The following is a 17,685-nucleotide window of genomic DNA, read 5'->3' as shown; positions in this document are numbered from 1 at the left end:
AGGGGGGCATTCATCGGGCAGGGGCTGCGCGAGACTGAACGTCGTGGGAAGCAAGTGGCTGGTGCCGGCGGGCCTGGCGGTGGCTCTGCTGTTGGCGGTGGCTCTGCTGTTGGCGGCCGCCGCCGGAGGGTCGGTGGCCGGGGGCGTGGGTCCGCCCGATGCGTGGGCTCAAACCCAACCGCCCCCGGTGGAGCCCGCCGACGCACCCGCCGATTCCGACGACGAGATCCGGTTGGTGATGGCCCTGTTGATCACCGTGGCCGCCGTGGCCTTGCTGGGCACCTTCGTCTACTGGGTGCGCACCGGCGACCGTCCGGCGTCGGACGAAGAGGGGGCTTCCGACGACGTGGATGCGTCCGATCCTTGCGAACCAGGCGATACCGTGGGGTGATGGCCGACGAACTGGATGTGGACGCGATGATCACTCGGTTTCGGGAGCGAGCCGAGGCGGTGAGAAGTCGCCCGCTGCCCCCGGTGGGGGGAGAGGAGCGAACCCTGTTCATCCGCCGGGCCCAGGAGGACTTTCAGGACTTCGCCATCATCGGTGACGCCACCGGTGCCGTCGAGGACGGCATCTTGGTCCTGCGGGTGGACCTGCGTCCGCCCCAAGATGGTTGACCGTCGTGGGTGCTGAGGCCGACGCTGATCCCGGCCCGGAGTCGGTCGCGTCCAATTCCCGGCTGGAGGCCGCGCTGGCGGCCATCGACGAGGCCAACTCCGACGACCCGCACACCCTCGAGGTGGACGGGGCCGTTCGACCCAAGGAGCAGGCCCACGCCGAGTTGATGACGGAGTGGTTGCTGCACCTTGATCCTCACGCCGACGACGCCCAGCGGGTGGCCGCCCGCGCCCACCACCTGCGGCGTTGGGTGCTGGCCCGCACCGACTATCCCGACGGCCGGGCCGGTTACCTGCGGTGGCGGGCCGCCCAGGGCAAGCGCCACGCCGCCGAGGTGGCCGACATCGTCACCGCCGTGGGCTACGACGCCGCGTTCGCCGCCGACGTCTCCGCCATCGTCACCAAGAAGGGCCTGGGCACCGACCCACGGGTCCAGACCCACGAGGACGCCCTGTGCCTGGTGTTTCTCCAAACCCAGTTCGACGCCCTGACCGACAAGTTGGGCGACGACCACATGGCCCAGGTGCTGGCCAAGACCCTGGCCAAGATGAGTCCCACCGCCCGGACCATCGCCCGAGGCCTCCCGGTGGGCGACCGGGCGGGTGCGGTGCTGGCCGGGGTGCTGAGCGAGTTCGGGGGTTGAGCCTCGGGCCGTCGGCCGTTGCCCGTACGTCCCCGCCGTGCCACCCGGCTGTCCCCGTAACCGGGCCACCGGCAAAAGTTATCGGCCCCCGAACCCGGTGTTGCTATGATGGGCAACCCTGCGGATGTAGCTCAGTTGGGAGAGCGACACCTTGCCAAGGTGTAGGTCGCCGGTTCGAGCCCGGTCATCCGCTCCAGTCGGGTAACTCGTCGGGCAGCGTGTCGGGATCCTTGTACAGCACCACCCGGCAGGGTTCGGCCTCCATTCCCGCCGGGCATTGGATCACCGGCCACGGCACCCCGATGCGCTCCATCGGCACCCAGTGGTGCATGACGGCCACGTGGGCTCGGTAGATGGGCACCGGTCCCTGGCCGAACGTGAGGGGATGGTCCTCGGTCACCACCGCCAAGTCCATGGTTTGGCCGTAGCAGCCGTCGGACACCTGACGCCCACAGGTGCCGCACGGGTGGAGGGTGATCACGAAGGCATCGTCGGTCTCCTCCACGGTGATGTCGGTGAAGTTGCCCTTCTGCATGGCCGCCCACTGGCGCACCCGCACCTCCGGGGGTCGGGCCCGATCCTGGGGCATCCACCCCAGCAGGGTCTGCTCGCCGGCGAAGCGGATGCTGTCCATCAACACGTCGGCCCCCCACGCCCGGTACACCTGCGACAGCACCGAGGCCACCCGGTCGCGCTCCACGTCGTGGATCCGGCGGTAGCCGGCCTCCAGGTCGTCGTAGTGGGCCAGGGCGGCCTGGTGGTCTCCCTGGTCGATGAGCCGAGCGATGCGGTCGGCCCGGTCGGTGCGGAGGCGGCCGATGACGTCCTCGTCGGTCAGCCCGTGCAGCAGAGCCGAGCGGTACCCGTCGTCGGCCGAGCCCACCCGCGCCAGTCCCTCGGCGCCGTACCGCTCGGCCACAAAGGCCCAGGTGACGGTGATCCAGGTGCCGAAGCCGTCGATGAAGTTCCGGTACGACCGGTCGATGCGTCGCAACACCTCCACCGCGGCGGTGGGGCTGTTGTCCAAGGCCAAGGCGAACTCGGCTCGGGGTGGCCGGCTGAGCGCGGCCAACTCGTCGTCGCTCAACAAGCGTCGAGGAGTCTCATGCTCCGTCATCGGCTCATCCACCGGCCTCGGCTCATCCGTGGTCATGTGCTCATCCACCGGGGTCGTCGGCCAAGAGGGGCATGACCTGGTGCTTCACCAACTCCAAGCTCTCCCAGCCGATGGCCGGGTCGATGCCCCCCGCCAGGGGGTGCAACATGGCGCTTCCCTTGTCCCGCACCAACTGGGCGCAGCCCTCGGGGGTGAGCACCTCCCATTGGCCGCTGGCCGCCAGTCCGGCCACGTCGTGGGCGTCCACCGCCGTGAGGTTGTGATGGTCGTCGTACTGCCAGCTCGCGTAGAGGGCGGCGTCGTACAGGGCGTGGCGCTCGATGGCCGCCCAGGTGCGTTCGGGATCCTCGGTGACCATCACCATGGAGGGGCCGTCGGGCACGATAGCGAACGGGGTCTCGTAGCCCAGGCGGGCGGCCTCGGCGTAGTAGAGGTCGGCCAGTGACTGGTCGGGGGTGGAGGGGGAGAAGGGCAGGCCCAGCCGGGCTGCCCGTCGGGCCGACGCCGGGACCGAGCCGCCCACCATCAGCACGGGATGGGGTTCGGTGACCGGCTTGGGGGTGACCCGGATGGTGCGGCCCTGATACTCGAACGGTTCGCCCGACCAGCACCGCAGGATCAGTTCGATGGCCTCCTCGGTGTCTCGGCCCCGTCGGGTGCGGTCCTTGGCGAACATGTCGAACTCGAACTCCCGGTAGCCCACCCCCATGGTCACCGACAGGCGACCGGGGGCCATCAGGTCGATGGTGGCGATGTCCTCGGCCACCCGGATGGGGTCGTGCAGGGGTAGCAGCAAGGCCGACACCGCCACGGTGATGTTGTCGGTGCGGGCCAACGCGGCGGCGGCCAGTACCAGTGGTGAGGGCATGAACCCGTCCTCGGCCCCGTGATGCTCCGACACGATGACGGTGGCGATGCCGTTGTCGTCACACCACGAGACCATGTCCCGGTACTCGCGGTGCAGTTGGGCGTGGGTGGTGTCGGCAAACGGGGGCACCCGCAGCTCGAATCGGGCGGTGAACATCCCCCGACCCTACTTCCTGCCCCCTGGAAGGTCGCCCGCCACCCCCTGACCCCCGGCCCCGCCCAGAATTATCAAAATTGCCAAGGTTTTCCGAAAGTCAGAAAACCCCAAATACTCTGGCAAAACGCCGCTAGGCTGAAGGCGTGGACCGCAGCTCCAATCCCTACACCCCCAATGCCGGGGCGCGACCGCCCGCTCTCATCGGACGTGATCTTGAGCTGGAGGCCTTCCAGGTGCTCCTGCGGCGCTTGGCCGCAGGCCGCACCGAGCAGTCGCTGGTCGTGACCGGACTTCGCGGCGTCGGCAAGACGGTGCTGTTGGGCGAGTTCCGCAAGATCGCCGAGGAGGAATCATGGAAGGTCGTCGAAATTGAGGTGGCCAAGGGAGACGAGGACCAGTTTCGACGGGTGCTTGCCCGCGAGGTGCGTAAAGTGCTCCACAACATTGCTCCCCGGGCGAAGTGGACCGACAAGACCAGGCGGGTCGGTGCCCTGCTGAAGTCATTCACCATGAGCATCGACCCTGAGGGACGACTCACGGTGGGCCTGGACGGGGGTCCGGCCGCCGGATATGCCGACAGCGGAGTCCTGGATGCCGACCTCACCGATCTCCTCATCGGTCTGGGCGAGGCGGCCAAGGACAAGCAGACCGGGGTGGCGCTCCTGCTGGATGAGATTCACTTCCTGGACCAGGCGCAGATGGAGGCGTTGATCGCGGCCCTGCACAAGACGGTGCAACGCGCCCTGCCGGTCACGATGGCAGCCGCCGGACTGCCCCAGATCCATGAACTCGTCGGGGAAGCGAAAACCTACGCGGAGCGACTGTTCAAGTTCCCGGAAATCGGCAGCTTCGACGACAGCGATGCCAAGCGAGTCCTGAGCGAGCCCGCAGCCTCGCTTGGCGTTCGGTTCAGCGAGGAGGCCCTCGAGCACGCCCTCGTCTTCACGCAGGGCTACCCGTATTTCCTGCAGGAGTTGGGTCAGGCAGCGTGGGATATCTCTCCCGGCCCGGAGATCACGCTGGGCGATGTGGAAAACGCCCGGGTTGTCGTGGAGGAAAAGTTGGACTCAGGATTCTTCAAGGTACGCCTTGACCGGGCCACCGAGTTGCAGCGTTCGTACCTGAGGGCCATGGCGGAACTCGGTCCCGAACCCCAACTCGCGAGCGATGTGGCCCGGCAACTCGACCGGACGTCCCAGCAATGTGGCGGCACTCGAAGGCAGTTGATCGAGAAGGGCCTCCTGTACACCACCGAGCACGGCTACGCGGCCTTCACCGTGCCCCAGTTCGACCAGTACCTCAAACGGGTGATGCCCGAACTGCCTGCTGCCCCGGTCCGCCGACGCACCTGACGTGGTGGTTGATGCCGGTGCGCTGCGGCCAGCCTTTCGTTGAAGCCGGAACGGTCGGTATCGCCCTTCGGCCTTCTTTCGTGGGGGTCAGCGGGGGGTGCGGCGGAAGCGGGACCATTGGTCGGGGCGCCAGCAGTCCTGGTCCTCGCCCCAGCCGGTGGCCCCGTCGAAGTCCCAGGCGGTGGTGCTGATCCAGGAGAGCATCTTGGGGTAGGGGTCGAACACGATGCGGCTCACCGGGGTGCCCACGGCGTGCAGTTCCCGGCCCAGCTCGTCCACCGCCTCGATCTCGAACCTGATGGCGTAGCCGTGGTCGGGGTGGCGCTCCACCCGCCGCCGGCCGCCGGTGATGTCGGCCCGCACCTCGTCGCGCAGGTAGTAGCCCGCGCTGATGGGGTCGTCGCCGGGGCTCTTGCCCGTGGGGCTGGATGCCGAGTCGGTCGGTGACGGCTGGGGGACGCGGGCGTCGGTGGGCAGCGAGTAGCACAAGAAGGCACTCCGGTCGGAGGCCGTGCCGAAGGAGTAGCCGATGCGAAAGCCCCGCAGGTCGGGGCGCGGTCCCCAGGAGCGGTCCCGCATGGCGTAACAGTCCACGTCGATGTGCTCGCCGTGCAGGCGGATGTGCCCGGTGACCCGACCGGGCTGGTCGATGTGGCTGGCGATGGAGAACGGGGGCTCCCCCCGAGTGAACACGTGGGGCGGGGTGAGCCCGTCGAAGCGCAGTTCGGCCTCGAACAGGTCGCCGAAGGGGTAGCGGTAGCCCAGTTCGTAGCTGGTGAGCGGCTCAATGGCCTTCACCCGCATTCCGGTGGGGAGCAGGCAGTCCCGCAGGTCGAGCCCCTCGGGCAGTGGGAGGCTGCGGTTGTAGTCGAAGAACGGCACTTCCCAGGGGACGAACGCGGTGTCGTCCCACACCAGGGCCCCGCCCCCGGCGATGCCCAGGTTGGGCCGGATCCAGGTGTAGAGGTAGCCCATCATGGAGCGCTCGGGCACGCAGAAGGCGAACCAGCACGTCTCGGTCTCCCAGGGGTCGTCCGACGGGGGGTGGAAGTTGTCGTCCTCCGGCCCGATCAGGGCATCTTCGGCCGCACCCATGAGCTTGCTCCTGTTACGTGGTCACCCGGTCGGCCCCGAGCGTATGGCAACCTCGCCGAGTCCAGCGACCCGGTGGACACCGACCCTGCCAGGCTGCCGGTGGCCCAGGAGAATCCGGCAACCCGTGTGGCCTGGGCGGGCCGATCCCGTACACTGGGCGAATCCGGCTGCTACGGCAGTCACCTGCGTCGGTGCCCGAGCGGACTAAGGGAGTGGCCTGCAAAGCCATGATTCACGGGTTCAAATCCCGTCCGGCGCTCCAATCAATCTTCCCACCCCACCGCAGCCGGCCTGTCAGCCCCTGAACGGCACTTGAACGACCTTCCTCCACTCCGAGCTGGCATCGGTCATCCGCAGAGCCACATGGTAGCCATTCCCAAATGACCTGGCGAACACCCAAACCTCTTCAAAGCGACGTAGATTTACCCTCTTGTGGAAGTCTGCGTACTGCGCCTCATGCCCACCCAAGACCCTTTGACAAGCCTCATCAAGCTGCTCGGAGGCGCGAGATCCGTCAAGGGCCACCACGAGCCAATCAGTAGGGTACTCATACTGATTGCACTTGACGTGCTTGGCATCAACGCAGCCCTGAACGGCTGACACTAGATGGTCGACGCCTTCCAAATAGAAGCCATCATCGCCCTCAAGGAACATTCCGTGACCAGTTCTGACCTTCGTCTTGACCAGTCCCTGCCCGTACCCAACGGGGACTGGTGGCAAGACGTCGACGCTCCGGGCCATTCCCTCAGGCCCACTGGCATCAAATCGCTCCACTGCATGTTCCAGGTATATCTGAGCGCGGGCTTGCATTGTCCGAAGTGGGCTTCCGGTCGACTCTACATCCGCGAGTAGCGGAATCAACGTCTCCTTCACCAAAGAACTGATCGAGCGGGATTTTCTTTTGGAGGGATCGCTAGCCGCTGGGTCAGAGATCCAGACCACCCACCGGTGTGCGAGTTCGGATGATGAGTGTTCCTTTCCGTCAACTGTGAACAGGTGGTGCTTTGCGTCGTACGTGTGCTGGGTAACCTCTACGCCTACTTCTCGACCAGTCTTCAACCGAACCCATAGATCCGGTCGCTCCTGCCATTCGTACTCATCAACATCGCCCCACTGTCGGAGGACTCCGAGTGCTTCCTCTTCTTCTGCTTTCCTCATAGAATCTAGCATGGGATAATGCTACACCATTCCGAAGAAGCATCAGTGGATTTCCATGTAGTTCTTCCTGCCGAGGCTAAATGAGCAAATTTCCGAAGAAAAATGGCCAATTCGGGGGGATGTTGTCACCCGCCCCGGTATGCTTGCATGCATGGAGTTTGATTCTTCTGACAGCACTACTGCTGATCTGCCGGGCTCTGTGCGGGATGCGGTTGTGGCGATGGTGGCCGAGTTCGAGTTGGAGGATTATTCGGAGTTGGATGCCTCTGGGGTGATCAAGAGGGTGTTGGAAGCCGACATGGTCCGCCGTCAGATCGAAGCGCACTTGGCCGGGTTGTTGGTCCGGTTGGGTGAACTCGCCGGCGACGACACGGTGGAGGCGGTGTGCCAGCAGTTCGGGTTGGCTTCTCGCAAGGCCAGGCGTCAGGCGAAGACGGCCAAGGGGTTGCGGGCACTGCCGGATGTGTTGGATGCCGCCAAGGATGGGTTCATCACCATGGACCACGCCGAGTTGATCGCCGCCTCCCATGAACGCGCCCCCCTCCGTGACGGGGACGGGTACGAGCTGGTCAAGTTGGCCCTGACCCAGTCGTTCGACCAGTTCCGCCGGTCGTTGGCAACCATGGAGAACCAACGCATGGCCGCCGACGGGATGACCCGCACCGAACGCCAACACGCCCGACGCAATGCCAAAGTGTTCAACGGGGACAACGACATGGTCATCCTCCACGCCGAACTCGACACCATCAACGGTCAACGCGTCAAAACCGCACTCTCGGCCATGAACACCCGACTCCTCAAGCACGACTCCACCGTCGGCCAGGAACGGTCGTTCGAGCAACGCAACGCCGATGCCCTCGTCGCGCTCATCACCCAACAACCCGCAGGCAACCGGCCCGAAACCGACGGTGAGGCTTCCAACGGCATCGATTGCGGGCCGTTGCCGCAGAAGACGACTTTGGTGGTCACCGCCGAGTGGGATCCCATCCACGGGGTGCTCCAAGACGCCGAACTCATCGACGGGACCCCCATCGAGGTCGAAGAACTCCGCCGATTGGCCTGCGACGCCGACATCATTCCGGCCATCTTCGGCACCGACGGCCAACCCCTCTACCTCGGCCGCACCCAACGAGCCCCCAACCAGGCTCAGCGGATGGCCCTGTACGCCAGGGACCAGGCCTGCGTCGACTGCGGCCTGGCCGCCCAAGCCTGCGACATCCACCACATCCTTCCTTGGGAACACGGCGGGCCCACCAACATCGACAACCTGGTCCTGCTCTGCCCTTCGTGCCACCGGAAGGCCCACCGAGACGACCAGCCGAAGTGGCATCGCCGCAAGCCGAGGCCTCCGGTTACTCACCGCCACGTACCGCCCGATCCGGCCAAGGAACACACAACCGTTTCGATCTCTTGACCCCGGACGCCGCGACCATCATCCGAGTTTTCTCTCTCCTTTGCCGCCCCATCACTGGGAACCAAGGGGAACCCTGCCGAGTTGCCCGATTGGTAGGGGTGGCTGCCCTCTCCGAAGGAGGCTGAGGGCTCCAGCTCCTGCATGTTGGAGAGTTCTCAGGGGTTTGGCTGGGCACGGTAGAATTCTATGGTCATGGCACTTCGGGTGGTTCCTCTCACAATTTTGAAGTTCACCACTATCTCGATGGCTGCCATGTTGGTGATGAGTTCCTGTGGCAATGTTGGAAGCAATGATCATTCTGTGAATCCGAAACTCGCTCCTGCAGGAGGTGAGTCTCTTGTTGCCAACTTGGCCCAGCAATTGACCGCCACACCGGCAGCCACTCCAATTCCGTCTGCAGGTTCAAGTCCTGTGCCGACTGGGGTTCCGTCTGCGGTGCCGAATGCGAGTCCGTCTGCAGGTCCGGATGTTGTACCCTCTGCGGGTCCGAGTTCTGTGCCGACGGCGGTTCCGAGTGTTGTGCCGAGTGTGAGCCCGTCTGCGGGTCCGAGCGTTGTGCCGAGTGCCAGCCCGTCTGCGGGTCCGAGCGTTGTGCCGAGTGCGAGCCCGTCTGCGGGTCCGAGTGTTGTGCCGAGTGCGAGCCCGTCTGCGGGTCCGAGTGTTGTGCCGACGGCGGTACCGTCTGCTAGTCCGAGTCCGAATAGCACAGCTACCTCTGAACCAGGCACCAGTGATGGTGAAGAGGAAGGCTACCCGTTTGTGGGAATGTGGACCTACGATCCCGAGGAGGGCAACTTTGATGGTATTGCTTATGGCTTCTTAGTATTTGAGCCTCCTTGTATGTACCTTGAGTATGATGGGTATAGGACTTTGCTAAGACTTCCTGGCAACTTTTATGATTGGGATGGCATGTCGGCAATGTTGTCGACCAAGCTGGAGGTCTTTGCTGACATGAAGACTTTTGCCAGTGGCGACTTTGTCAGTGCTGGCGGTGGTGGCTATCCGGACCAATTTTCTGCGGTGTGCCCTACACGTTCTTCCTTTCTTGCTTCAACAATAGTGCATTATGAGTCAACACGTTGATAGTTCTCCCGATGGTGGGGGCTCTGTTGGCGGTCGCGACAGAGTTGAGTATAGATGGTTTAGGCTGAGTGCCATTGGTGGAGTGTGCGGGTCATGGTGTTGAGGAGGTCTTCGAAGACAGCGAGGCGTGGGAGCCCGAGGTTGAGGCCGATGCTCTTGGGTAGCCGTGGCGTGTTAGTGGCCCTGCTGGCGGTCTTGTGTTCCACTGCAGTAGCCTGCATGGATGCCTCTGAAAGCAGCATTGCGAGAGACTCGTTTCTGGAGGTACCCGTTGCAGTCGCTACGGCTGTGGTGAGGGAGCCTACTCCTTTGGTGATCCCTACGGATCCCATGATTGCGGAGACCCCCTCGACTGTGGAGGGTGCACCCACCTCGGTTCCTATCTTGCCTACATCAGTGGTGACTACTACCGCAGTTGCAATTTCTCCCACCCCTGGGCAGACTGCTTCGGTGACCCCTTTTGTAGTCGCCAGTGAGGACTCATTTCCCTTTGTGGGCATGTGGATGGATGATTTAGAGATTATTCTAAATTACCCGATAATGTCAGGGGAACTTGTCATAGCCCCCCCCTGTCTATACGTTAGAGATCACGGAAATACTCCGGAAGATGTTGTTGTAGGTCTGTTGCGTCTTCCGGGGAACCTATACGCATGGGATGATCAACGGCATGCAATTGTTCGAAAATATGAAGATGGGAGAAGTGTGGAGTTTTCCAATGGTGATACAGTAACTCTAGGTGGGAGTATTGTTTACTACGATTGGGATCATCCTTACGGCCAATGGGCACGCCATGAAGAATGCGGCCCAGATATCGCTGTGATGGGTTATCTGCTTGAGGTAATAGAGCAACAGTAGGCGCAGAGAGAAGTCCCATGGCATAGCTTGTCACCCTTACTGGTATGCTTGGGGACATGGAGTGTTGTTCTTGGAGCGGGGCATCGGACCAGTCTTCTGCCCTGGCTGATGTTGGGGATTCGGGCCGGGTGAGGGATGCGGTGGTGGCGATGGTGGCTGAGTTCGAGTTGCAGGATTATTCGGAGTTGGATGCCTCTGGGGTGATCAAGAGGGTGTTGGAAACCGACACGGTGCGCCGTCAGATCGAAGCGCACCTGGCCGGGTTGTTGGTCCGGTTGGGTGAACTCGCCGGTGATGACACGGTGGAGGCGGTGTGCCAGCAGTTCGGTTTGGCTTCACGCAAGGCCAAGCGTCAGGCGAAGACGGCCAAGGGGTTACGCGCGCTACCGGATGTGTTGGATGCCGCAAGGGATGGGTTCATCACCATGGACCACGCCGAGTTGATCGCCGCCTCCCACGAACGCGCCCCTTTGCGCGACGGTGACGGGTACGAGCTGGTCAAGCTGGCCCTCACCCAGTCGTTCGACCAGTTCCGCCGGTCGCTGGCCACCAGGGAGAACCAACGCATGGCCGCCGACGGGATGACCCGCACCGAACGCCAACACGCCCGCCGCACCGCCAAAGTGTTCGAGGGCAACCTCATTGACCAGTCAATTGGGCCGGGTTGCCTGACCAAGACTGTGTCTCCTGCGACCTGACCCTGTGGCGTTGGCGCGCTCAAGCTTCTTCAGGCAGGCAGAGTTTCTCATCGCGGCGGGGGGTGTGGATGGTGCTAGCGTGGCGGACTCGGGGCCGTTAGCTCAGTTGGCTAGAGCACCTGCATGACGCGCAGGGGGTCAGGGGTTCGAGTCCCTTACGGCCCACCAATGGTTGTGAACCAGTCCGGCGACCGTCGGCGGCTGGGCTGGCTGCTGGCCGGAGTGGGGATACTGGCCGTATCCACCGACTCGCTGTGGATACGGGTGTCGGAGGCCGACGCCATCGACGTGGCCTTCTGGGTGGCGTGCATCTCCATCCCCCTCTACAGCGCACTGGGCCGACGAATCGACGGCTGTTGGCCGCTCGAAGCCTTCCGGCGCCACCCGGTGGCCCACCTGGTGATGGGGGCCATCACCGGCGGAAGCCAGCTCTGCTTCATCATCGCCGTCACCCAGACCCAGGTGGCCAATGTGGTGGCCATCGTGGCCGCGGTGCCGCTCTTGGCCGCGGTCAGCGGGTGGTTCATGCTGGGGGAGCGGATCAGCCGACCGACGGGGCTGGCCATCGTGATCACCATGGCGGGCATCGGGATGATCGTGTCCGGCTCCCTGGGAGAGCCCACCCTGCGGGGGGACGTGTTGGCGGTGGTGGCCGTGTCCGGCTTCGGTGTCGGCCTGAGCCTGTGGCGGCTCTATCCCGCCATGAGCCGCCTGGTGGGCCTGTCCCTCGGCGGGGTGCTGACCGTGATCGGCACCATGTTCTCGGTGTCGCCGGTGTCGCTGGACGCCCGGGCCTATCTGTCCATCGCCGCCATGGGGTTGGTGTTCAATCCGTTCGGCCGCCTGGCCATGTCCACCGCCCCCCGCTACGCCCCGGTGGCCGAGGTCGCCCTGTTCTCGCCGGTGGAAACGGTGGCCGGAACGCTGTGGGCCGTGTTGTTCCTGAACGAACTGCCCCGAGTCTCCGCCGCCATCGGCGCCGCCGTGGTGCTGGCCGGCGTCTTCTACGGCACCCTGGCCGCGTCCCGGCAACCCGCTGCATAGAGCCTGCGGAGCCACTCAGGAGCAGCCCGTGTCTCCGGCGAGCCGATGGGGGCCGACGCGGAAGGGCTACGGTAGGGGGACCCCAGCCAAGGAGGACCCATGCCACGAATTCGGATTCCCGACGGCCCCCAGGAGGAACTGCACCGCCTGTGGATGATGTGCCCGGAGCTGACCGCCCCGGCATCGGCGTTCAGCGCCGCGGTGTACAACCACAGCAAGCTCTCGGTGCGGCTGCGAGAGCTGTTGCGAATGAGGATCGCCCAGATCAACCACTGCGTGGTTTGACTGGACACCCGGGTTGCGTCGTTGGCGCAACATGATCTCAGCGAGGACGACTACCTCCACGTCGGCAATCGCGACGACTACGACGGCTACACCCAAGCCGAGCGGGACGCCCTGGAGTACTGCGAGAAGTACGCCACCGACCACATGTCCATCGACCAGGCCTTCATGGACCGCATGGTGGAGCACTTCGGCGACGAGCTGATGGTGGACATGACGCTGTCCATCGGCTGCTGGATCGCCTTCGGGCGCCTCAACCAGGTGATGGACGTGTCGGTCTCGTGCCCCCTGCGGATGAAGTCCCCCGAGGAGGCCCGTGACCAACTCGACGGCAGCGCCAACGGCAACGGCGAAGCCGGCGTCGAGGACGACATCATGGCCATGCGCACCGCCCGCTTCGCGTAGGCAAGCCAACTCAAGTAGCCGGGGCGTAGCGCCCGGCGCCCGGCCCCAGGGGCTCAGCGAAAGAGCCGTCCGAAGGCGCGCAGGTCGTCGGTGAACAGGGCGGGCTGCTCGAAGGGGGCGAAGTGGCCGCCTCTGGCCTGCACCGACCAGTACACGATGTTGTAGCGGCGTTCCGCCCACGCTCGGGGGGTTTGCAGCAACTCCCGGGGGTAGACGGCGTGGCCGGTGGGCACCTCCACCCGGCCGGCCCACGAGTCCACCGCCGAGGTGCCCGATCGGGTCGACTCCAGATACAGCCGTCCCGATGACGCCGCCGTGGCGGTGACCCAGTAGAGCATCACGTTGTCCAGCAGTTGATCGTTGGTGAACACGCTCTCCAGGTCGCCGTCCTCCAGGTCGCACCAGTGCTGGTACTTCTCGATGAGCCAGGCGGCCAGCCCGGTGGGGGAGTCGTTGTGGGCCATGGCCAGGGTCTGCGGCTTGGTGGACAGCATGGCCATGTAGCCGGTGCCCCCGGCGATCACTTCCAGCGACCGGGCCATGGCCGCCTGCTCGGCCTCGGTCACTCCCTCCATCAACCGGGATGGGTCGGCGGCCTCCTCGGGGGTGGGTTGGGCAAAGAGCATGTTGAAGTGGGCGGCGATGAGCCGATCCGGGTAGGCCTCGGCCATGCGCCGGGTGACCAGCGCCCCCCAGTCGCCCCCCTGCACGATGTAGCGCGCATAGCCGAGCTGTTCCATCACCTCGGCGATGGCATCGGCGCAGCGGTGCATGTCCACCCCCTCGTTGACGGTGGGTCCGGAGAGGCCGTAGCCGGGCAGCGACGGCACCACCACGTGAAAGGCGTCGGCGGGGTCGCCGCCGTGGGCCGCCGGATCGGACAACGGCCCCATCATCTCCCGGAACTCCACCACCGACCCCATGTAGCCGTGGATCAGCACCAGGGGCAGGGCGGCGGGCTCGGGCGACCGGACGTGATAGAAGTGCACCCGTTCCCCGGCGGCGGAGGTGGTGTACTGCGGGTGGGCGTTGAGATAGGCCTCACGGGCCCGCCAGTCGTAGCCGTCGGCCCAGTACTCGACCAGTTCCCGCAGGTAGGCCACGTCGGCGCCGTCGGCCCACCCCGGTCGCACGGCGTCCGGCCACCGGGTGTTGGCCAGACGGCGATGCAGGTCGTCGAGGTCGGCTTGGGGAATGTCGATCAGGAACGGCTCGATGCTCATGGCCCGAGCGTGTCATGTGGAGGCGGGTCAGTCGAAGTGGTCGGCCCGGCGGACGACGAACAGCCAGGTGAGCACGCCCGACAGCACCACCAGGATGCCCGACCACACGCCCGCTTCGGCCACGAAGGCCTCCTCGATGCTGTTGAACGCCTTGGTGGTGAGGGTGGGGAAGTCGAAGGGGGCGATGAGCAGGGTGATGGGCAGCTCCTTCATCACCGACAGCATCACCAATCCGCCGCCCGCCACCAGGCCGGGGGCGATGAGCGGCAGCTCCAGCGAGCGGAACCGCCGCACCCCGCGGGCCCCCAGGGTGCGGGCCGCGTCGGTCAGCCGGGACGACACCGCCGACACCGCCACCTGGGAGGTGCGCATGGTCTGGCCTCCGAAGCGCACCACGTAGGCGAACACCAGCAACACCAGGGTGTTGCGCAGGTGATTGCCCACGTCGGTCTTCAGGGTCCAGAACAGCAGCGCCAGCCCGATGAGGATGCCGGGCAGGGCGAACGACGACACGATCACCGCGTTGGCCAGCGTGCCGATGCGCGACCGATGGCGCACCACCAGGTAGGCGGCGGGCAACACCACCGCCACCGACACCACGGCGGCCACCACGCTGCCGAAGGCGGTGTTCCAGATGGGCGACCCCACGTCGTCCCATCCCACCAGCAGGTCACGGCCCCCGGAGGCGTCCAGCCTTATGCCGTCGATGGCCCAGTCGATCAGCGAGGCCAGCGGCCCCGCCAGGCTCAACCCCACGGCCCCCACCAACAGGGCCACGACCAGCGGCTTGGCCCGGCCCAGGGGGTAGATCACCGGGCGCCTCGACCGAACCGGGGCGGCCACCTCGTAGCGCCGGGTGGCCGACCGCTCCAGCAAGACGACGGCGGCGGCCAGCACCAACAGGATCACGCTGAGGGACAGGGACACCGGCGGGTTGTTCAGCCGGGTGGTGTAGATGGCCCGGCTCAACGTGTCGTAGCGCATGAGCTGCACGGCGCCGAAGTCGCTGATGGCGTACAGGAACACCAGCAGGGTTCCCGCGCTGATTGCGGTGGCCGCTTGCGGCAACACCACCCGGCGGAAGATGGTGAACGGGCCGTCGCCCAGCAGTCGGGCGGTCTCCTCGGCCGAGCCCGGCAGGCGGCGCAGCCGGGCGGCCACCGGTAGGTAGACGTAGGGGTAGGTGAACAGGGTGAGGGCCAGCCAGGCCCCGAACAGCCCTCGCATCTCCACGTCCCAGGTGACCCCGAGGTTGTCCAGCCAGTCGGCCAGGAGCCCGCCGGGGTTGAGGGTGCGGATCAGCGCGGCGGCCCCCACGAAGGTGGGAAACACCAGCGGCAGCGGTAGCAGCGCCTGCCACAACCGCCGGGCGGGGATGTCGCAGCGGGCGGTGAGCCAGGCCAGGGCGGTGCCCAGCACCGCGGTGGACGCCGAGACCAACACCGCCAACCGCAGGGTGCGCAGGAGCGGCCCCTGGGTTCGGGAGGAGAACAGCACCCCCAGCGGGTCGCTCTGGAAGGTGAAGTTGCGCCACACCAGGTACCCCGCCGGGAACGCGAACCCCACGGTGACCACCAGGGCCGCGACCTTCAAGAACCCGGAAAAACGAATGGCCGTCAGCCCCACGGTGGGCGACCTTATCCACAGGACACCGTGTGGGTAAAGCTTGCTTTACATCCGGGGGTCGGGGTGGTGGAGCCGGCGGGCTGGGATCAGCCGGCCAGCAGTGAGGTCCGGCCCGTGATCAGCCGGGGTCGGAGCGGGGAAAGGCCGCCGCCGGGGGACCGACGTAGGCGGGCGCGACCACATCACCGGGAGCCAGTCGCTGCGTGCTGGGCACCCGCGCATGAAGATGGGCGCCGCCGGGGCCGGCCAACACGACCACGGCGTCGGGGCCGCGGAACTCGAAGGACACCACGGTGTGGCGGGCGGTGGCGGTGGTGCCCGCGCTCGGGCCCGCGTTTTCGGCCACGTCCACGGCCTCCGGGCGCACCGCCACCTCGACGGGGCCGTGGGCGGGCTGCTGGAGGGGAATCGTCCCGAAGTCGGTGTGGGCGACGGCACCGTCGGCCTCGGCCGGATACAGCGACACCGCCCCGGCGAACGCCGCCACCCAGGGGGTGGCGGGCTGGTGGTAGATCTCTTCGGGCGATCCGCTCTGCACGATGCGGCCGGCGTCCATCACCGCCACGCGATCGCCCAGCACCAGGGCCTCCTCGCGGTCGTGGGTGACGAACACCGCGGTCATGGCCGCATCCTGGAGCAGGGAGCGCACCTCGGAGCGGACGTCGCGCCGCAAGGTGGCGTCCAGATTGGAGAAGGGCTCGTCCAACAGCAGCACCGACGGTTTGGGGGCCAAGGCTCGGGCCAACGCCACCCGTTGCTGTTGGCCGCCGGACAAAGTGTCGGGGGTGCGGTCCTGCATCCCCGGCAGGTTCACCAACTCCAGGGTGGTGGCCACCACCTCGGGTCGCTGCCGTCGGGACACCCCGTAGCCCACGTTGGCCCCCACGTCCAGATGGGGGAACAGGGCCCAGTCCTGAAAGACCATGCCCACCTGGCGATCCTCGGGCCGTACCCAGGTGCCGCCGCCGTCAACCGGCTGCCCGTTCAGGCGGATGGTGCCCCGATCGGCTCGCTCCAGCCCGGCGATCAGCCGCAGCAGGGTGGTCTTGCCGCACCCGCTCGGCCCCAGCAGCGACAACATGTCGCCCGCGTGCAGCGTCAGGTCGAAATCGTCCAGCACCTTGGTGGCGCCGAACGACTTGTGGACCCCTTCCACGCTCAACAGCGGGGCGGCGGTTTGGGCCGATGGCATACTCGCTGAAAGGCTACCGGTATGCCCCAGGTGCCCAAGGGGATAGTGCTCGAGGGGACTGTGCTCGAGGAGACAATGACCAAGGTGTTGGTGCCCGCCGGCCCCGGACCGATCGACGTCTGCGTGCGGGGCCAGGGCCGGCTGGTGGTCATGTTGCCGTCATTGGGGCGGGGGGCGGAGGACTTCGACCACTTGGCCACCGCGGTGGCCGATGCCGGCTACCGGGTGGCCTGTCCCCAGCCCCGGGGGTTGGGGGCCGCCTCGGTGCCCGAGGCCGAGGAGACCCTGGGCGCGTTGGCCGCCGATGTGGCCGCGGTGATCACCGAGTTGGGAGAAAGTCCCGCGGTGATCGTGGGTCACGCCTACGGCAACCGGATCGCCCGGATGACCGCCACCAACCACCCGGATTTGGTGGAGAGCCTGGTGCTGTTGGCCTGTGGGGGGTTCATTCCCCCCACCGACGAGGTGGCCGCCGACCTGAGGCTGGTGTTCGACCCCCGCCATCCTCCCGAGGTGCGGCTGGAGGCGGTGGGCCGGGCGTTCTTCGCGCCGGGCAACGACCCCTCGCCTTGGGCCGACGGTTGGTACGGCTCGCTGGCGCAGCGTCAGGAGCGGGCCACCGTGTCCACCCCGGTGGACGATTGGTGGGAGGGGGGCCGAGCCCCCATGCTGGCCGTGCAACCCGCCGACGACGTGCTGGCCGTGCCCGCCAATGCCGACGCCCTGGTGGCCGCCGTGGGCGACCGGGTGGAGGTGGTGACCGTCGCCGGGGCCGGGCACGCCCTATTGCCCGAACAGCCCGAGGCGGTGGCCGACATCGTGATCGAGTGGTTGCGTCGGCGCTGGGCCAACTGA

The 17,685-nt window shown here is 66.2% G+C and carries 19 protein-coding genes and 3 tRNA genes; 15 read left to right on the top strand and 7 right to left on the bottom strand.

Annotated features, from left to right (window positions below; genetic code table 11):
* The first annotated feature begins 43 nt into the window (after positions 1 to 43).
* The 4 genes from ACOQPQ_RS05415 (at position 44) to ACOQPQ_RS05400 (ending at position 1,458) form a co-directional block, all read left to right on the top strand.
* Positions 44 to 391, top strand: coding sequence for a hypothetical protein (locus ACOQPQ_RS05415; protein ID WP_420638423.1), 348 nt, complete (start codon positions 44 to 46; stop codon positions 389 to 391).
* Entirely contained in the window at positions 391 to 618 is a 228-nt protein-coding gene (locus ACOQPQ_RS05410) for a hypothetical protein (protein WP_420638422.1), read from the top strand. Before ACOQPQ_RS05415 ends, ACOQPQ_RS05410 begins: the two co-directional genes overlap by 1 nt.
* Positions 619 to 623: 5 nt before the next feature.
* Complete coding sequence (locus ACOQPQ_RS05405) at positions 624 to 1,262, top strand: DUF4202 domain-containing protein (protein ID WP_420638421.1); 639 nt, start codon at positions 624 to 626, stop codon at positions 1,260 to 1,262.
* A gap of 120 nt (positions 1,263 to 1,382) precedes the next feature.
* Positions 1,383 to 1,458, top strand: a tRNA-Gly gene (locus ACOQPQ_RS05400).
* Here the strand turns inward: ACOQPQ_RS05400 and ACOQPQ_RS05395 are convergent.
* Both ACOQPQ_RS05395 and ACOQPQ_RS05390 read right to left on the bottom strand, forming a co-directional pair.
* Positions 1,447 to 2,379 carry a hypothetical protein gene (locus ACOQPQ_RS05395; RefSeq protein WP_420638420.1) on the bottom strand — a complete coding sequence of 311 codons (933 nt, stop codon included), beginning with the start codon at positions 2,377 to 2,379 and terminating at the stop codon, positions 1,447 to 1,449. The genes ACOQPQ_RS05400 and ACOQPQ_RS05395 overlap by 12 nt on opposite strands.
* Positions 2,380 to 2,419: 40 nt before the next feature.
* A complete protein-coding gene (locus ACOQPQ_RS05390) occupies positions 2,420 to 3,403 on the bottom strand; it encodes an LLM class flavin-dependent oxidoreductase (protein ID WP_420638419.1) in 984 nt (327 codons plus the stop codon).
* A 143-nt stretch (positions 3,404 to 3,546) separates the two neighbouring features.
* On the opposite strand from ACOQPQ_RS05390, the gene ACOQPQ_RS05385 reads away from it, so the two are divergent.
* On the top strand, positions 3,547 to 4,755 hold the full coding sequence (locus ACOQPQ_RS05385) for an ATP-binding protein (RefSeq protein ID WP_420638418.1): 1,209 nt from the start codon (positions 3,547 to 3,549) through the stop codon (positions 4,753 to 4,755).
* 87 nt (positions 4,756 to 4,842) lie between these two features.
* On the opposite strand, the gene ACOQPQ_RS05380 is transcribed toward ACOQPQ_RS05385, so the two are convergent.
* A complete protein-coding gene (locus ACOQPQ_RS05380) occupies positions 4,843 to 5,850 on the bottom strand; it encodes a DUF7065 domain-containing protein (protein ID WP_420638417.1) in 1,008 nt (335 codons plus the stop codon).
* Between the two features lie 185 nt (positions 5,851 to 6,035).
* Here ACOQPQ_RS05380 and ACOQPQ_RS05375 point away from each other — a divergent pair.
* Positions 6,036 to 6,112 (top strand) — tRNA-Cys (locus tag ACOQPQ_RS05375).
* A gap of 32 nt (positions 6,113 to 6,144) precedes the next feature.
* On the opposite strand, the gene ACOQPQ_RS05370 is transcribed toward ACOQPQ_RS05375, so the two are convergent.
* A complete protein-coding gene (locus tag ACOQPQ_RS05370; protein ID WP_420638416.1) occupies positions 6,145 to 7,008 on the bottom strand; it encodes a hypothetical protein in 864 nt (287 codons plus the stop codon).
* A 151-nt stretch (positions 7,009 to 7,159) separates the two neighbouring features.
* Here ACOQPQ_RS05370 and ACOQPQ_RS05365 point away from each other — a divergent pair, with 151 nt between their 5' ends.
* The 8 genes from ACOQPQ_RS05365 to ACOQPQ_RS05330 all read left to right on the top strand — a co-directional run bounded on the left by ACOQPQ_RS05365 (position 7,160) and on the right by ACOQPQ_RS05330 (position 12,789).
* On the top strand, positions 7,160 to 8,422 hold the full coding sequence (locus tag ACOQPQ_RS05365; protein WP_420638415.1) for a DUF222 domain-containing protein: 1,263 nt from the start codon (positions 7,160 to 7,162) through the stop codon (positions 8,420 to 8,422).
* Positions 8,423 to 9,181: 759 nt separating this feature from the next.
* The gene (locus ACOQPQ_RS05360; protein ID WP_420638414.1) at positions 9,182 to 9,505 is read left to right on the top strand and encodes a hypothetical protein; all 324 of its coding nucleotides are present in this window, start codon (positions 9,182 to 9,184) and stop codon (positions 9,503 to 9,505) included.
* A 219-nt stretch (positions 9,506 to 9,724) separates the two neighbouring features.
* Positions 9,725 to 10,360 carry a hypothetical protein gene (locus ACOQPQ_RS05355; RefSeq protein WP_420638413.1) on the top strand — a complete coding sequence of 212 codons (636 nt, stop codon included), beginning with the start codon at positions 9,725 to 9,727 and terminating at the stop codon, positions 10,358 to 10,360.
* 128 nt (positions 10,361 to 10,488) lie between these two features.
* Positions 10,489 to 11,058: a hypothetical protein gene (locus ACOQPQ_RS05350; protein ID WP_420638412.1), complete on the top strand. Its 570-nt coding sequence runs from the start codon at positions 10,489 to 10,491 to the stop codon at positions 11,056 to 11,058.
* Between the two features lie 91 nt (positions 11,059 to 11,149).
* Positions 11,150 to 11,226, top strand: a tRNA-Val gene (locus tag ACOQPQ_RS05345).
* Positions 11,227 to 12,102 carry a DMT family transporter gene (locus ACOQPQ_RS05340; protein WP_420638411.1) on the top strand — a complete coding sequence of 292 codons (876 nt, stop codon included), beginning with the start codon at positions 11,227 to 11,229 and terminating at the stop codon, positions 12,100 to 12,102.
* Between the two features lie 99 nt (positions 12,103 to 12,201).
* Positions 12,202 to 12,387 (top strand): carboxymuconolactone decarboxylase family protein, encoded by a 186-nt coding sequence (locus ACOQPQ_RS05335; RefSeq protein ID WP_420638410.1) that lies wholly within the window; start codon positions 12,202 to 12,204, stop codon positions 12,385 to 12,387.
* A 21-nt stretch (positions 12,388 to 12,408) separates the two neighbouring features.
* A complete protein-coding gene (locus tag ACOQPQ_RS05330; protein ID WP_420638409.1) occupies positions 12,409 to 12,789 on the top strand; it encodes a carboxymuconolactone decarboxylase family protein in 381 nt (126 codons plus the stop codon).
* 53 nt (positions 12,790 to 12,842) lie between these two features.
* Here the strand turns inward: ACOQPQ_RS05330 and ACOQPQ_RS05325 are convergent, their stop codons facing one another.
* The 3 genes from ACOQPQ_RS05325 to ACOQPQ_RS05315 all read right to left on the bottom strand — a co-directional run bounded on the left by ACOQPQ_RS05325 (position 12,843) and on the right by ACOQPQ_RS05315 (position 16,830).
* Positions 12,843 to 14,012, bottom strand: a complete 1,170-nt coding sequence (locus ACOQPQ_RS05325; protein ID WP_420638408.1) for an epoxide hydrolase family protein — start codon at positions 14,010 to 14,012, stop codon at positions 12,843 to 12,845.
* 27 nt (positions 14,013 to 14,039) lie between these two features.
* Positions 14,040 to 15,638, bottom strand: a complete 1,599-nt coding sequence (locus ACOQPQ_RS05320; RefSeq protein ID WP_420638407.1) for an ABC transporter permease — start codon at positions 15,636 to 15,638, stop codon at positions 14,040 to 14,042.
* Positions 15,639 to 15,756: 118 nt separating this feature from the next.
* Complete coding sequence (locus ACOQPQ_RS05315; RefSeq protein WP_420638406.1) at positions 15,757 to 16,830, bottom strand: ABC transporter ATP-binding protein; 1,074 nt, start codon at positions 16,828 to 16,830, stop codon at positions 15,757 to 15,759.
* Positions 16,831 to 16,905: 75 nt separating this feature from the next.
* On the opposite strand from ACOQPQ_RS05315, the gene ACOQPQ_RS05310 reads away from it, so the two are divergent.
* The gene (locus ACOQPQ_RS05310) at positions 16,906 to 17,685 is read left to right on the top strand and encodes an alpha/beta fold hydrolase (protein ID WP_420638405.1); all 780 of its coding nucleotides are present in this window, start codon (positions 16,906 to 16,908) and stop codon (positions 17,683 to 17,685) included.

This window comes from Candidatus Poriferisocius sp. (genome assembly GCF_965219775.1).
Classification (GTDB): domain Bacteria; phylum Actinomycetota; class Acidimicrobiia; order Acidimicrobiales; family Bin134; genus Poriferisocius.
This window is presented reverse-complemented; position numbering and strand designations above follow the sequence as displayed.

Excerpts from the sequence above, each read along its gene's own strand:
- ACOQPQ_RS05410 (WP_420638422.1), top strand. The coding sequence starts at position 391 with ATGGCCGACGAACTGGATGTGGACGCGATGATCACTCGGTTTCGGGAG.
- ACOQPQ_RS05395 (WP_420638420.1), bottom strand. The coding sequence starts at position 2,379 with ATGACGGAGCATGAGACTCCTCGACGCTTGTTGAGCGACGACGAGTTG.
- ACOQPQ_RS05390 (WP_420638419.1), bottom strand. The coding sequence starts at position 3,403 with ATGTTCACCGCCCGATTCGAGCTGCGGGTGCCCCCGTTTGCCGACACC.
- ACOQPQ_RS05380 (WP_420638417.1), bottom strand. The coding sequence starts at position 5,850 with ATGGGTGCGGCCGAAGATGCCCTGATCGGGCCGGAGGACGACAACTTC.
- ACOQPQ_RS05370 (WP_420638416.1), bottom strand. The coding sequence starts at position 7,008 with ATGAGGAAAGCAGAAGAAGAGGAAGCACTCGGAGTCCTCCGACAGTGG.
- ACOQPQ_RS05365 (WP_420638415.1), top strand. The coding sequence starts at position 7,160 with ATGGAGTTTGATTCTTCTGACAGCACTACTGCTGATCTGCCGGGCTCT.
- ACOQPQ_RS05355 (WP_420638413.1), top strand. The coding sequence starts at position 9,725 with ATGGATGCCTCTGAAAGCAGCATTGCGAGAGACTCGTTTCTGGAGGTA.
- ACOQPQ_RS05340 (WP_420638411.1), top strand. The coding sequence starts at position 11,227 with ATGGTTGTGAACCAGTCCGGCGACCGTCGGCGGCTGGGCTGGCTGCTG.
- ACOQPQ_RS05335 (WP_420638410.1), top strand. The coding sequence starts at position 12,202 with ATGCCACGAATTCGGATTCCCGACGGCCCCCAGGAGGAACTGCACCGC.
- ACOQPQ_RS05325 (WP_420638408.1), bottom strand. The coding sequence starts at position 14,012 with ATGAGCATCGAGCCGTTCCTGATCGACATTCCCCAAGCCGACCTCGAC.
- ACOQPQ_RS05315 (WP_420638406.1), bottom strand. The coding sequence starts at position 16,830 with ATGCCATCGGCCCAAACCGCCGCCCCGCTGTTGAGCGTGGAAGGGGTC.
- ACOQPQ_RS05310 (WP_420638405.1), top strand. The coding sequence starts at position 16,906 with ATGACCAAGGTGTTGGTGCCCGCCGGCCCCGGACCGATCGACGTCTGC.